This window comes from Megamonas sp. (genome assembly GCF_986095205.1).
The window spans coordinates 57270-70248 of the sequence record NZ_CFQVBI010000072.1 but is presented as its reverse complement, the minus strand read 5'-3'; the positions used below and the strand labels follow the sequence as shown (position 1 = coordinate 70248).

The following is a 12979-nucleotide window of genomic DNA, read 5'->3' as shown; positions in this document are numbered from 1 at the left end:
ATAAGATAAATAAAAGCTCATCAATTTTGATGAGCTTTTGTCATATTAAATATAAGAGGTGATAAAATGAAAAAATTAAAAGTATTTTTAGCAGTAGGTTTATTATGTTGTGGCTTATCTATGTCTATGGCAGAGGCAAAAACTATGACTTTAGATAAGACAAAAGTATTAGTTCCTCAAGGTTTTAGCGTGGCAAATGATGATTTGAAATTCAAAAAAGGTACAGTAGTGGAATTAAATGAAAATAATGAAGTGGTAACAGGTGTATTAAATCGCGATATTGCACTTCGTCCTACTGGCTGGAGAAATGTAATCAATGATTATTATGAGGAAAGTAATAATAGCATTTTCTATCCTCGTATTTTCCATCCGTTTACAAGTGTTTCTATTCCTTTCCCAACTTATGCTCATGTACGTTATAAAGGCAATAAGCCTGTAACTTTTGCGACCGATGGTACTGTATTATCTGGTACTATTGATGAAGAAGTAACTGTAAGTGTGAATAAAGATAAATATGGTCTGATTACATTTGAAGACCAATATGAATTAGGTTTTTATCCTGATGGTTCAGTGAAAAATGGTCGCTTGAGAGATGACGCTCTTTTAAGACCATATGGTTTTAAAACAGGTTTAGCTGGCGATGAAATGGCTGGATTTGTAGAATTTGCAGGCGGTAAAGATATAAGCTTTTCTAAGGAAGGATATGTAACTTCTGGAGTATTGAAAAAAGCTATTTCTTGGCAACAACCAGATGGTACAATGGTAACTTTGCCAGCTAAAACAATGATTTCTTTTATTAACGGACAAGCTAGATACTGATTAAAATTTTATAAATAAAATACGAAAAAGCACCTTAAGCTCATAGATTTAAGCCTAAGGTGCTTTATTTAGTTATCTTTAGGAATGATTAAAATAATTGTTGTTCCTTTATTTAATTTGCTAGATAATTTGATTTCGATATCATGGGCATCAGCTATCCATTTGGCAATGGAAAGACCAAGACCTGTACCACCGACGCCGTTTCTCGTTCTAGCACTATCTACGCGATAAAAACGCTCAAAGATTTTATCTTGTTTATCTTTAGCGATACCGATACCAGTATCTGAGATTTTTACAATCATATGTTTGACTTTATTTTCTGAGGAAATGGTGATTTTTCCGCCATCTGGCGTGTATTTTATACTATTATCTAAAAAGATACGAAGCATTTGACGTATCACTAATTCATCAGCAAAAATATATCCATCATCATTATGAGTGCAAGTTATAGTATGTTGAGGGGCAATTAATTGCGTATCTTTGGCAATATCGGCAATTAAAGGTTTTAAATTCAATGACTCTTTATGCAATACTTGACGTTTTTGGTCTGCTCTAGCCAAGAATAAGAGCTTTTCAATCAAACGTTGCATATTGATGGCTTCAGAATGAATAGCTGTGATACATTCATCAGCAGTTTGAGGGTCATCTTTACCCCAACGAGCGAGCATATCTGAATAACCGCAAATTACAGTGGCAGGCGTGCGAAGCTCATGAGAGGCGTCGGATACGAATTGACGCTGTTGCTCAAAACCTTTTTGTAAGCGCTCTAACATTAAATTAAAGGTATTAGAAAGTTCTTCTAATTCATCTCTAGTTGGCTGTACTTTGATGCGTTGATTTAAATCTTGGATTTCAATATTTTTTACAGTCGTGGTAATATCTCTTAATGGTTTTAATAATCTTCTACTGAGGAGAAAACCGCAGATAATAGAGATTATTACTCCTGCAATACCAGCATAAAAAATAGTTTCGGATAATTCTTCTAAAAATACTTTTTCTGCTGTAATCGTTCGCAAGAAATGAAGTGTATACGTTTCATCGTTTTTGACAATAGTTCTTTGCGTATAGAAAATCCAAAAATGTTTAAAATTGACAAATTTTAAATCTGAAGGTAAAAGAGCGTTGCGAATGTAATCTTCAATTTGAGGATGTTCTTCTTGTCTAGCAAGTGAATCCTGAACGTGATTGATAGATATATACATTGGCAAACTATCATAAACTATATTATTATTGCTATCTGTTACACGCATGACAACGCCAGGGATAAGGGCAGAACTTTTCACATCTTGTAGTAATTCTGGCACTGTTTCATTATTAGCTTTTTTCTCTACATAATTAGCAGATAAATTGATGGATACTTCAGCTTCGTGAAAGAGCACATAATGTATGCCAATCAAGGTACTGCTTAAAGTTACAATTAAAATTAAGCAGAGCATGATGCTGTAGATAAAAGCTAATTTTAGGGAAATAGGCATATATTTTAAACGAGGGTGAATACACATATTTAAATAAGTTTTAAGTTTTGATAACATAGCCGATGCCTCTTACTGTATGAATGTATTTTTCATTGAAATAATCATCAATTTTGGCGCGTAAATAGCGAATATAAACATCGACTACATTGGTATCACCCATATATTCATAACCCCAGATGGATTGGAGGATTTGCTCTCTAGATAAAACATGGTCATGATTGTGTAATAAATATAAAAGTAAATCATATTCTTTTTTAGTGAGTTCAACTAATTGGTTATGAACTTTTACTTCATGACGGTCAAGATATACATGGATATTTTTAAATTTGAACACTGAAGGTTCTTCTGCAGGTTTAGTAGTAGAATTATTATGCTTGCGAAGGGTAGCACGTATTCTAGCTAGAAGTTCTTGAATAGCAAATGGCTTAGTGATATAGTCATCAGCACCGATATCAAGACCTGTTACTTTATCATTTATTTCATCTTTTGCTGTGAGCATGATGATAGGAATATCGGATAATTTGCGTACATTTTGACAGATGGTCAATCCGTCCATATCTGGTAGCATAATATCTAGTAAGACTAAATCATAATCTTCCTGAATAATACGCTCGTATGCTCGTAGCCCATTACTCTCACTGGCAGTTGAAAAACCTTCATGCTCTAGTTCCATTTGTAAAAAACGAGCAATGCGGTGTTCATCTTCTACAATTAAAATTTTGCTCATAAAAATTCCTCCTAAAAATACTTCTTACATATATAAAACCATTTTTTTTAGTAAATAAAAAGTCCTAGCGTCTATTTTTAATCTAATTTTAATTCGGATATAATTATTTTTTAATAATAATTGTTTATTATATAAGTGTAAAATGTTGGAGTTTATTTACCCGATAAAAATAATAAATAAGGATTTTATTTTTAATAAATATATAGGAGTGATAATATGAAAAAAATGTTAGCGGTAGTATTGAGTTTAGTAACTGTTTTTGTTTTAGGTACAGCTGTCGTATTCGCAGCTAAGCACCACAATAGTGCTCAAGTAACGACAATTGCAGATATTAAAGCTAACGGTTGGGACGAACAACGTGTATTAGTAGATGGCGAATTCACTGAACATATCTACAAAGATTTATATACATTTACTGATAATGAAGGAAATTCTATGACAGTAGAAGTTGATGATGATATATGGTATCAATTATCCATGGATACACCTGTACGCATTTATGCTGAAGTAGATAAAGATTGGCATGGCGGTATCGAATTAGAAGTTAAAAATATTGAAAAACGTTAAAAATAAAATATAAATTTCACGAAGAAAAGCTATTAGTTCTTATAACTGATGGCTTTTTTTGTTAAAATAATTGTATATTAGTTTGATTTAATGATATAATTAATATAAATAATTTAGTACTAAAACCATAGAGGTGAATTATATGTCAAATACAGCTGATGTAGGATACGAGACAAATGGCTATACGCTTAGAGAAGCTATTGTTGAAGCAAAACGTTGCTTGAATTGTAAAAAGCCAATGTGTCGTACGGGGTGCCCAATTAGTAATAATATTCCAGAATTTATAGATGCATTATCGCATGGCGATTTAGGTAAGGCTAGTATGATTATTGCTCAGCGTAGTAATTTACCAGCAGTTTGTGGTAGAGTTTGCCCGCATGAACGTCAGTGTGAAGGTTCTTGTATTTTGGGACGTAAAGGTCAAGGAATAAAAATTGGTAAATTAGAGCGATTCATTGCTGACATGGATGGAGAACTTGAATTAGTGGCTCCAAATGTAGCGAAATCTCAGCCTGGAAATATTGCAGTAATTGGTTCAGGTCCTGCTGGTCTTACAGTAGCTGGGGATTTAGCTAAAATGGGATTTAAGGTAACAGTATTTGATTCTCAGCCAGAAGCTGGTGGAGTATTGATGTACGGTATTCCTGAATTTCGCTTACCAAAACAAGTAGTTCGTCGTGAAGTAAAACGCATTAAAAAATTAGGCGTAGATTTTAAATTAAATATCATGGTAGGCACAGAAATTACAGTAGATGAATTATTTAATCAGGGCTTTGATGCTATTTTTATCGGTACTGGTAATGCTTTATCTAAATCTTTACCAATAGATGGTGCTAAATTAAAAGGAGTAATTCAAGCAACATATTTCTTGCAGATGGTGGAATTATCCAATAGCAATAGCGTTGATCCTAATGAAGTGCCAATCAAAGAAGGCGATGAAGTAGTGGTAATTGGCGGTGGTAATACTGCTATGGACGCTGCTCGTACAGCTATGCGTTGCGGGGCAAAATCTGTAAAAGTTGTAAATCGTCGTCGTGAAGAAGATATGGCAGCTTTAAAATCTGAAATAGATGCAGCTAAAGAAGAAGGCGTAGAAATACACGCTTTAAGAGGTCCTGTAGAAATCACAGGAGAAGATGCAGTAACAGGTATAAAATGTTCGGTACGTGAATTTGATGAAGAATTAGACAAAGTCGTAGATACAGATGGACGTGAATATTTCTCTGCAAATAAAATAATCATTGCTATAGGACAAAAACCTGCTAGCAGAATTGTAGACTCTACAAGCGGTATTGATGTAGATGAAAATGGATTTGTAAAAACTCGTGAAAAACCATATGGTATGACTATGCGACATGGAGTTTTCTCTGGTGGAGATGTAGTTAATGGACCAGCTACTGTAGTTGTAGCTATGAAAGATGCTCAAAAAGTAGCTCAGGGTATAGCTCAATATGTAGAAGCCAAGAAACTCATGGAAGAATGTGGCATGAAAATGGTTGATTAATATATTGTAATTTAATCTATTTTGATGAAATAAAAAAAGATGTTTTGAGATATATATTCTCAAAGCATCTTTTTTATTTAAAATTTAGTGTATAAAGCGATAGCTTTTCCTAGTATGCGGAAATTATCGCAATTATTTTTTGAGAAAACCATCGGTTTATATTTAGGATTTTCAGAGCGCAGTTGCACTGTATCATCTACGAAATAAACACGCTTTAGAGTAGCACTATCATTAACTAAGACAGCAGCGATTTCTCCATTTTCTACAGTTGATTGTTGTTTGATAAAAACGATATCACCATCATTGATGCGAGCGTTAATCATGCTATCACCATGGATACGTAGACAAAAATCAGCATCATTATCATCATAAGGCAAATAACCTTCAATATTTTCCTGAGCTAAGATGGGAATACCAGCGGCGATTTTGCCTAAGATAGGAAGTCGTTTAACATTTTCTTCGCTAGAAGTATCTTCCAAGAAAATATTTGGAGATACATTTAAGACTTCAGCTATTTTTAGGATATTTTTATATTTGGGCTGATAATTTCCCGATAAGTATTCGCTGATAGAAGATTTATTAATTTTAGTTAAACGTGCTAGTTCATTTTGTTTCATGTTTTTTTCTTGAAGTAATTTTTTTAAAGTAATAGCAAATGTTGACATAGCTTCACCACCTGTATTATTCAGCTTTTAAAGGTCGCATGAATAAATTTAATAATTCTTCTTTAGGATTTTTATGATTGATTACAATTTCATTGATGACAGCGCAAATTGGTAATTCTACATGATGTTTGTCAGCAAGTTTTAGGAGAGCTTGCATAGTGTAAATACCTTCGGCTAATTTGCTAAATGGTTTGTTTAAGACAAAATCTTCACCGAAACAACGGTTATTGCTATATGCTGAAAATAAAGTAGCTTCATAATCGCCAAGATGGCTAAGACCATATACTGTCATATTATTTCCGCCTAAAGCTTTGATTAAATTGGATAATTCATAAGTACCGCGTGCCATTAGAGCGCCTTTTAAGCTAGTGTAGTGCATACCATCGAGCATACCGGCAGCAATACCTACTACATTTTTGGCAGCAGCTCCAATTTCTGTGCCGATTAAATCTTCGCTATAGTAAAAACGAATTAAATCACTGCTAAAAATATTGATAATATGTTTACTGATATCTGTATTTTTGGCTGAAATGACCATGCAATTAGGAATGCCTTTTAAGAAATCTTGAACATGACCAGGGCCTACCCAAACACCTACATTGCAATCTTCGCCAATTTCTTCAGTGAATACTTCAGATAGACGCTTTCCTGTTGAAATTTCAAGACCTTTCATACATAGAATAAATGTTTTTTGCATATATAAATCAGTTTTTTTGATTTCCTTAGCTAGGTTTCGCAATTGCTGAGAGCTGATGGAGATGATGATTGTATCAGCAAAATTTAATGCGAGTTTCAAATCATTTGTATAAGTAATATCAGGAGATAGACTAAGGTATTCATTTTGATGTGTAGTTTGTAGTTGTTCTAGATGTTTAGAGCCTTCTCTACCCCAGATTTTTACATTATGACCAATATGATTGGCATACCAAGCATGAAAGCTTGCCCAACGACCACAGCCAAGAACAGATATATTCATAAAAAAGCCTCCTAGAATTTTATTTTTTGTATTAATTAATCTTCTTAAGAATATGTCATTTTTGTGATTTATTTCATAACTATTAATTATATCATAGCAAAAAAAGTAGAAGATATATATTGGAAATAGCGATTTTATTTTATTTTTATGTAGGCAAAGCGTATTTGTTCAACTTTCTAATCTATGCTAAAATAAGATATAAAAAGATCAATAGATATGGGGTGTGGGTATGAATTTCAAATTTTTGCATAGTAATATATATGTTTTAGATTTAGAAAAATCAATTGATTTTTATAATAAAGCCTTAGGCTTGAAAGAAGTAGACCGTTTAGATACACCAGAATTTACTTTAGTTTATATGGGTGATGATGAAACAACTCATCAATTAGAATTATCATGGATAAAAGGTCAAAAAGAAGCTTATAATTTAGGTGATAATACATTCCATATAGCTTTTGAAGTAGACGATTATGAAAAAGCGCATGAACTCCATGAAAAAATGGGTTGCATTTGCTATGAAAATAAAGAAATGGGTATTTATTTTATCAATGACCCAGATGGAAACTGGATGGAAGTAATTCCTAAAGGAAGATTTTAACTTAATGGGCGAAAATCGCCTAATTTATACAAAATATTGATAAATAAAATGTAAATCATTATATAAATTCAGGTTAGGGACTAGCCGTAGCGCTTGGCAGATATAGTTAGATTACTAATTATTTCCCAAGAAGCTCTCATTTACAAATGAAGAGTAGTTCACTTTTAGATAAAAAAGGGGCAAAATAATTCGATGGATAACAAAAAATTTCAAGAAATGATTGATGAATTTACACTTGATAGCGATGCCATAAAAGATGTAGCAGCATCTTTTCGCTATGATATAGAACATGGCGTAAAAGAAACAGGAGAATCTTCTTTACGTATGTTACCATCTTATATCGGTTTACCTACTGGTAAAGAAACAGGAGAATACTTAGCACTTGATTTTGGTGGCACAAATCTTCGTGTAGTTTTAATTCGTTTAGATGGTGAAGGCAAATTCGAAGTTATTAAAAAAGTTGCTAAACCATTAGTAGTGCCAGGCGAATATGATTTTATTTGCGCTGATGCAAATGCTAATGAATTATTTGATTTTATCGCTGATATGGTAGAAGAAGCTGTTGATGGCAATCGCGATAAAAAATACTTATTAGGACATACTTTCTCCTTCCCATCTTCTCAGACAAATATTTATAATGCACGTCTTATTATTTGGACTAAAGAATTTGCAACAAAAGGCGTTGAAGGCGAAGTTGTAAATGATTTATTAAAAGCAGCTTTAGCTCGTAAAAATCTTACAAATGTTGAACCAACAGCAGTTATCAATGATACAGTAGCAGTTTTATTAGCAGCTGCATACAAATTAGGTAATGTAAATATTGGTTCTATCTATGCTACAGGTCATAATACATGCTATTATGAAACATTCACTGGTATGGGCAAACCTGCAATGGTTATAAATATGGAATCTGGAGGATTTAATAAACTCGCTATCAATAAATACGATTACAAATTAGATATGGAATCTGAAAAACCATATGAACAACGCTTAGAAAAAATGGTTTCTGGTCGTTATATGGGTGAATTATTATCTTATTGCTTAGATGACGCTTGGAATATCGGTAAAGTAGAATTCACAAGTATTGATATATCCACTATTTTAGCTGATAACAGCGATAATTTAGATGGTGTATGTGATTTATTAAAAGCAAAAATCAATGCAGATATAACTACAGATGATGCTATTTGGGTAAAAGCTTTAGCTGAAACAATTGCTAGCCGTTCTGCAAGATTAGTAGTTGCTACTTATTGCGGTATTATGTGGCATTTATATCCAAATGGTGGCATTCCAAAACAATTTGTAGCTGTAGATGGTTCTGTATATGAAAAAATGCCTACAATAAAAGACAATATGCAAAAAGCTATTTATGAAATTTTAGGCGAAGAAGCTGACAAATTAGAACTTGTATTAGAAAATGGTGGTTCTGCACTTGGTGCAGCACTCGCTGCAGCTATGGAACCTGTTGAATGCTAATTTAAAGAGGAAAAAACAATGAAGCAGTCATTATCGTTAAATTTAAAACAAAAATTGTTAATGACACCAAAACTTCAGCAATCCATAAATATTTTACAATTATCTGCCTATGAATTAGGCGAACTCATCGAAAAAGAATATATGGAAAATCCAACTTTAGAAATAGACTCAAGCTCAGAACATGAGCTTGAGACTGCTTCTAACTTTGATAAAACTATGGATTTTTTAGAATACTTAAACAAAGATGATGAAAAGCCTGAACCTGTAGCAAATGACGATGATTTTAAAGTAAAAGAGTTCACGAGAAATAATCAGACATTAGAAGAATATTTATCAGAACAAGTGGATTTTACTTTTAACGATAAACAAGAGATAAAAGTAGCTAGATATATCATTGGATTATTAGATACAGCAGGATATTTAAGAGTGAGTACAGCCGAAATATCATCTTTATTGAAAATAAATGAAAAGATAATAGAAAATGTTTTGGCAAAAATTCAAATATTAGAACCAATAGGAATTGCGGCGAGAGATTTACCAGAGTGTTTAGCTATACAGGCAAAGAAAATTAATGTATATGACGGAATTATAAAAGCTATTATAGATAAATATTTACCAAAAGTAGCTGAGGGAAAAATAAAAGAGATAGCTACATTAGAAAATGTAGAACCTATACAAGTACAAGAAGCGATAGATATAATTCGCACTTTTAACCCAAAACCAGGAGCATCTTTTGGTAAAGAAAATTTAGAATATATTGTACCTGATGTAGTAGTTAGGGATATTAACGGACAGTTAGAAGTAATTATAAATGAAACGAATGTACCTAAATTACGAGTAAACAGTCTTTGCTATAAAAGAGATATATTAGATACGCATAGTAAAAAATATATTGAGCAACATGTAAATTCTGCCATTTGGTTGATTAAAAGTATAGAACAAAGACGTATAACTTTATTGAAAGTAGTAAATGAGATTGTAAAACAACAAGAAATGGTATTTTATAAAGGCTTATCCTATATGAAGCCTTTACTTATGAAAACTGTTGCTGAAAATATTGGTGTACATGAATCAACTGTTAGTAGAACAGTTGCTAATAAATATATGGAAATGCCTTATGGTATAGTGGCTTTGAAGAAGTTTTTTGCAGGTAGTGTAAGCAAACAAAACGGAGAAGAAGACATAATCGCTGATAAGGTAAAAGCAAAAATAAAAGAACTCATTGAAAATGAAAATAAAGCAAAACCGCTTAGTGACCAACAATTAACAAATATCTTGAATGAAAATGGTATGAAAATATCACGAAGAACAGTTATGAAATATAGGGAACAATTGGGCTTTGCTTCTTCATCTAAACGCAAAAGATATTAGAACTTAAAAATATTTTAAACAGATAGAAGATTGAAGAATTTTCTATCTGTTTTATTTAGTAGGGAGAATAAAGTGAAATTAAAAAAAATTTTTATAAGAAGTGTATTAGCTGTAAGTCTTTTAAATTTTATGAATGTAAATTTAACCTTTGCACAAGTTCCTTCTAAACAAGCTTTAGTGCAAATAAAAGAAGTTAAAATAAAAACAGATAAAATGGATAATACAGGTAATATTGATAAAAATATGGATAAAAAAGAAAAAACTACAATATTAGCTAAAGAAGAAAATATCATACCAAGTAAAACTTTAGATAATGCTACTGAAAATAAAATTGAAAATGTAGAGTTTAAGTCAGCTATTTTAAATTGGCCAGAAATCCCAAATGCTGTTATGTATGAATTAATTGTAAAAAATATAGATACGCAAGAAGTATTATTTACAAAATATAATATCTATGCATCTGGCTATCAATTAGATAATAGTGAAGTGGATTTATCACAGAATTTAAAATGGCAAGTCAGAGGTTTAGATGAAAATAAAGTGCCAGTATCAGATTATACAAAACCTAGATTATTACACAAGGGGGAAATGTATAAGCTCAATTGGCAAAACAAGGGTGATGAATATAAATTAGAAGATTTTAGCAGACGTGAATATACTACATATTTAGTGGCAAAAGATGTAGAAATATCACCGCTAAAAATCACTACTCATTTTGATAAAATGGATTACATGCCAGTTTACCCAGTATATTCATGGGTGCCTGTAAAAAATGCAGACCATTATAAAATAGATGTATTTTATGTACCTAAATATGATTTTAATAATATAGAAAAAATAGCATCATATACTTGCCCACAAGGTATGGATTATTATGATAATAAAGCTTATACAAAAAAAGGACTTTATTTTTTCAATGTACAGGCATATGACAAAAATAATCATAAATTAGCTGAAGCTAAAAATAGTTATTTCACTGTAAAACAAGATAATGTAAAAGTGGCAGCATTAGGCGATAGTATCACCCATGGAGGGGGCGCTGTAAGCACTCCACCTAGTGCAACTTTATATAATTGGGAAACTTATGCTAATTTGCCTGTATTAAATATTGGTTTTAGTGGAAATTTAACCTCAAATATGTTAAATCGTTTTGATAATGATGTAATATCATTTAATCCTAAAATATTAGTCATAATGGGGGGCGTAAATGATATACGTACAGGGGTGAAAGCGGAAACTGTAATCAATAATTTAACATCGATAAAACAAAAATGTCAGCAACATAATATTATTCCTGTATTTTTAACAGTAACTTCTGTAAATCCACCAAGAATGAAATCTGTTATAAATTTAGATATCAGTGATGGGTGGGATAAGGAACGTTTAAAAATAAATGAATGGATAGAAAAACAACCGTATCATGTAGATGTGGCATCAGGTTTGATGGATGAACAAGGTTATTTAGCAGATAATATGACAACTGACGGTCTGCATCCTGATTTTGAAGGTAAAAAACATATCGGAGAATTAGTAGGTGATTATTTACGAGCTAATTTTCCAGATATTGTAAATAATTGATGGAAGTTTGATTTAGGAGTAAATACATGGCAACTGTAGAACAAGTAAAAAAAGCTTTAGTAGCTGTAGAAGAATTATGCGGAAAATGTCCAGTTTGTACGCCTGATTGCCCTGTAGCGATAGCGAAAAGAGCATTGTCTGGTCTAAAATATGATATAGAAGCGTATGAACAATATCAAAGCGAATTGGATAATGAAATGAATAATGAATTAAAATGATGGTGAGGATTTTATGAAAAAAATTTGTTGGTTAGCAACAGGCGGTACTATAGCTTCACGTCCTAGTGAAAATGGACTTGCACCAGGATTTACAGCTAAAGAAATGTTAGAGATGGTACCGAATTTAAAAGATTATGGTCATATAGATTGTTATGATATCATGCAGTTAGATAGCACAAATCTACAACCAGAAGATTGGCAATATATCGCAGGTTATATTGAAAAATTATATGAACAATATGATGGTTTTGTAATAACTCATGGTACAGATACATTGAATTGGACATGTTGTGCACTTCATTATATGTTGGAGAATTTAGCAAAACCTGTAGTAGTAATTGGTTCACAATTAACTATTGAAGAAGAAAATACTGATGCAAAATTTAATTTAAACGCAGCTTTTGCGATGGCAAGTTCAGAAAAAATAGGTGTATTTGCTGTTTGTGGCGGTCAAATAATAGAAGGTTTATGGGCTAAAAAATTATATAGTGAAGATATGCGTTCAATTCAAAGTATAAATAAAATGCCAGTAGCTACTTTTGAAGGAAATAATATAAAATGGAATGAATATGAAAATCCTCAAGTGAATGGAATTTTTAAAGTTCATAGTGATTTAGAATTAAAAGTAGCACAAATAAAAATCATGCCAGGATTAGATAGTGAACTTTTATTTAATTTAGTTAAAATGGGTTATAAAGGTATAGTTATCGAAGCATATGGTGCAGGTGGAATACCTTTTGCCAAAGATAAACAAAGAGATATTGTAGGCGCTATTGAAGAGCTTAGTAAACAAGGTGTAAAAATTGTTTGTACTACACAATGTTTATTTGATGGAGTGCATATGGATAGATATGAAGTTGGTATAAAAGCTTGTAAGGCAGGTGTAATACCAGCAGGAAAATTATCAGTAGAAGCAGTTACAGTAAAATTAATGGTAGATTTAGCAAAAAAATAAGAGATATAATAAGAGATATAAAAGATAAAATAAAAAAGGAGAAATTGAAT

At 31.9% G+C, this 12979-nt stretch carries 13 protein-coding genes; 9 read left to right on the top strand and 4 right to left on the bottom strand.

The window, feature by feature from the left end:
* Positions 1-66 precede the first annotated feature (66 nt).
* A complete protein-coding gene (locus AC5LAX_RS10970; protein ID WP_117976498.1) occupies positions 67-819 on the top strand; it encodes a hypothetical protein in 753 nt (250 codons plus the stop codon).
* A 68-nt stretch (positions 820-887) separates the two neighbouring features.
* On the opposite strand, the gene AC5LAX_RS10965 is transcribed toward AC5LAX_RS10970, so the two are convergent.
* Both AC5LAX_RS10965 and AC5LAX_RS10960 read right to left on the bottom strand, forming a co-directional pair.
* Entirely contained in the window at positions 888-2351 is a 1464-nt protein-coding gene (locus tag AC5LAX_RS10965) for a sensor histidine kinase (RefSeq protein ID WP_288909299.1), read from the bottom strand.
* A complete protein-coding gene (locus AC5LAX_RS10960) occupies positions 2335-3021 on the bottom strand; it encodes a response regulator transcription factor (RefSeq protein ID WP_008539350.1) in 687 nt (228 codons plus the stop codon). The genes AC5LAX_RS10965 and AC5LAX_RS10960 overlap by 17 nt, the downstream gene beginning before the upstream one ends.
* Before the next feature lie 216 nt (positions 3022-3237).
* Between AC5LAX_RS10960 and AC5LAX_RS10955 the strand changes: the two genes are divergently transcribed.
* Complete coding sequence (locus tag AC5LAX_RS10955; protein WP_008539351.1) at positions 3238-3588, top strand: NirD/YgiW/YdeI family stress tolerance protein; 351 nt, start codon at positions 3238-3240, stop codon at positions 3586-3588.
* 142 nt (positions 3589-3730) lie between these two features.
* Positions 3731-5092: an NAD(P)-dependent oxidoreductase gene (locus AC5LAX_RS10950; RefSeq protein ID WP_118036014.1), complete on the top strand. Its 1362-nt coding sequence runs from the start codon at positions 3731-3733 to the stop codon at positions 5090-5092.
* Between the two features lie 77 nt (positions 5093-5169).
* Here AC5LAX_RS10950 and AC5LAX_RS10945 read toward each other — a convergent pair whose 3' ends face one another.
* Together AC5LAX_RS10945 and AC5LAX_RS10940 are read right to left on the bottom strand one after the other, a co-directional pair.
* Positions 5170-5757 carry a LexA family protein gene (locus tag AC5LAX_RS10945; protein WP_018999894.1) on the bottom strand — a complete coding sequence of 196 codons (588 nt, stop codon included), beginning with the start codon at positions 5755-5757 and terminating at the stop codon, positions 5170-5172.
* Positions 5758-5773: 16 nt separating this feature from the next.
* Positions 5774-6733 carry an NAD(P)H-dependent glycerol-3-phosphate dehydrogenase gene (locus AC5LAX_RS10940; RefSeq protein ID WP_015561888.1) on the bottom strand — a complete coding sequence of 320 codons (960 nt, stop codon included), beginning with the start codon at positions 6731-6733 and terminating at the stop codon, positions 5774-5776.
* A 229-nt stretch (positions 6734-6962) separates the two neighbouring features.
* On the opposite strand from AC5LAX_RS10940, the gene AC5LAX_RS10935 reads away from it, so the two are divergent.
* The 6 genes from AC5LAX_RS10935 (at position 6963) to AC5LAX_RS10910 (ending at position 12929) form a co-directional block, all read left to right on the top strand.
* Positions 6963-7331, top strand: a complete 369-nt coding sequence (locus AC5LAX_RS10935) for a VOC family protein (protein ID WP_018999893.1) — start codon at positions 6963-6965, stop codon at positions 7329-7331.
* Positions 7332-7523: 192 nt separating this feature from the next.
* Positions 7524-8807 (top strand): hexokinase family protein, encoded by a 1284-nt coding sequence (locus AC5LAX_RS10930; protein WP_266286359.1) that lies wholly within the window; start codon positions 7524-7526, stop codon positions 8805-8807.
* Positions 8808-8825: 18 nt separating this feature from the next.
* Positions 8826-10178, top strand: a complete 1353-nt coding sequence (rpoN, locus tag AC5LAX_RS10925) for an RNA polymerase factor sigma-54 (RefSeq protein ID WP_288909300.1) — start codon at positions 8826-8828, stop codon at positions 10176-10178.
* A 72-nt stretch (positions 10179-10250) separates the two neighbouring features.
* Entirely contained in the window at positions 10251-11756 is a 1506-nt protein-coding gene (locus AC5LAX_RS10920; protein WP_288909301.1) for an SGNH/GDSL hydrolase family protein, read from the top strand.
* Between the two features lie 26 nt (positions 11757-11782).
* Complete coding sequence (locus AC5LAX_RS10915; protein ID WP_008539362.1) at positions 11783-11974, top strand: hypothetical protein; 192 nt, start codon at positions 11783-11785, stop codon at positions 11972-11974.
* Between the two features lie 13 nt (positions 11975-11987).
* Positions 11988-12929, top strand: a complete 942-nt coding sequence (locus AC5LAX_RS10910; RefSeq protein WP_117585195.1) for an asparaginase — start codon at positions 11988-11990, stop codon at positions 12927-12929.
* Positions 12930-12979 lie beyond the last annotated feature (50 nt).

Bases quoted from the DNA above. Each gene is read 5' to 3' on its own strand.
- AC5LAX_RS10955 (WP_008539351.1), top strand. From the start codon at position 3,238: ATGAAAAAAATGTTAGCGGTAGTATTGAGTTTAGTAACTGTTTTTGTT.
- rpoN (WP_288909300.1), top strand. From the start codon at position 8,826: ATGAAGCAGTCATTATCGTTAAATTTAAAACAAAAATTGTTAATGACA.
- AC5LAX_RS10970 (WP_117976498.1), top strand. From the start codon at position 67: ATGAAAAAATTAAAAGTATTTTTAGCAGTAGGTTTATTATGTTGTGGC.
- AC5LAX_RS10915 (WP_008539362.1), top strand. From the start codon at position 11,783: ATGGCAACTGTAGAACAAGTAAAAAAAGCTTTAGTAGCTGTAGAAGAA.
- AC5LAX_RS10960 (WP_008539350.1), bottom strand. From the start codon at position 3,021: ATGAGCAAAATTTTAATTGTAGAAGATGAACACCGCATTGCTCGTTTT.
- AC5LAX_RS10950 (WP_118036014.1), top strand. From the start codon at position 3,731: ATGTCAAATACAGCTGATGTAGGATACGAGACAAATGGCTATACGCTT.
- AC5LAX_RS10940 (WP_015561888.1), bottom strand. From the start codon at position 6,733: ATGAATATATCTGTTCTTGGCTGTGGTCGTTGGGCAAGCTTTCATGCT.
- AC5LAX_RS10935 (WP_018999893.1), top strand. From the start codon at position 6,963: ATGAATTTCAAATTTTTGCATAGTAATATATATGTTTTAGATTTAGAA.
- AC5LAX_RS10945 (WP_018999894.1), bottom strand. From the start codon at position 5,757: ATGTCAACATTTGCTATTACTTTAAAAAAATTACTTCAAGAAAAAAAC.
- AC5LAX_RS10910 (WP_117585195.1), top strand. From the start codon at position 11,988: ATGAAAAAAATTTGTTGGTTAGCAACAGGCGGTACTATAGCTTCACGT.
- AC5LAX_RS10965 (WP_288909299.1), bottom strand. From the start codon at position 2,351: ATGTTATCAAAACTTAAAACTTATTTAAATATGTGTATTCACCCTCGT.
- AC5LAX_RS10930 (WP_266286359.1), top strand. From the start codon at position 7,524: ATGGATAACAAAAAATTTCAAGAAATGATTGATGAATTTACACTTGAT.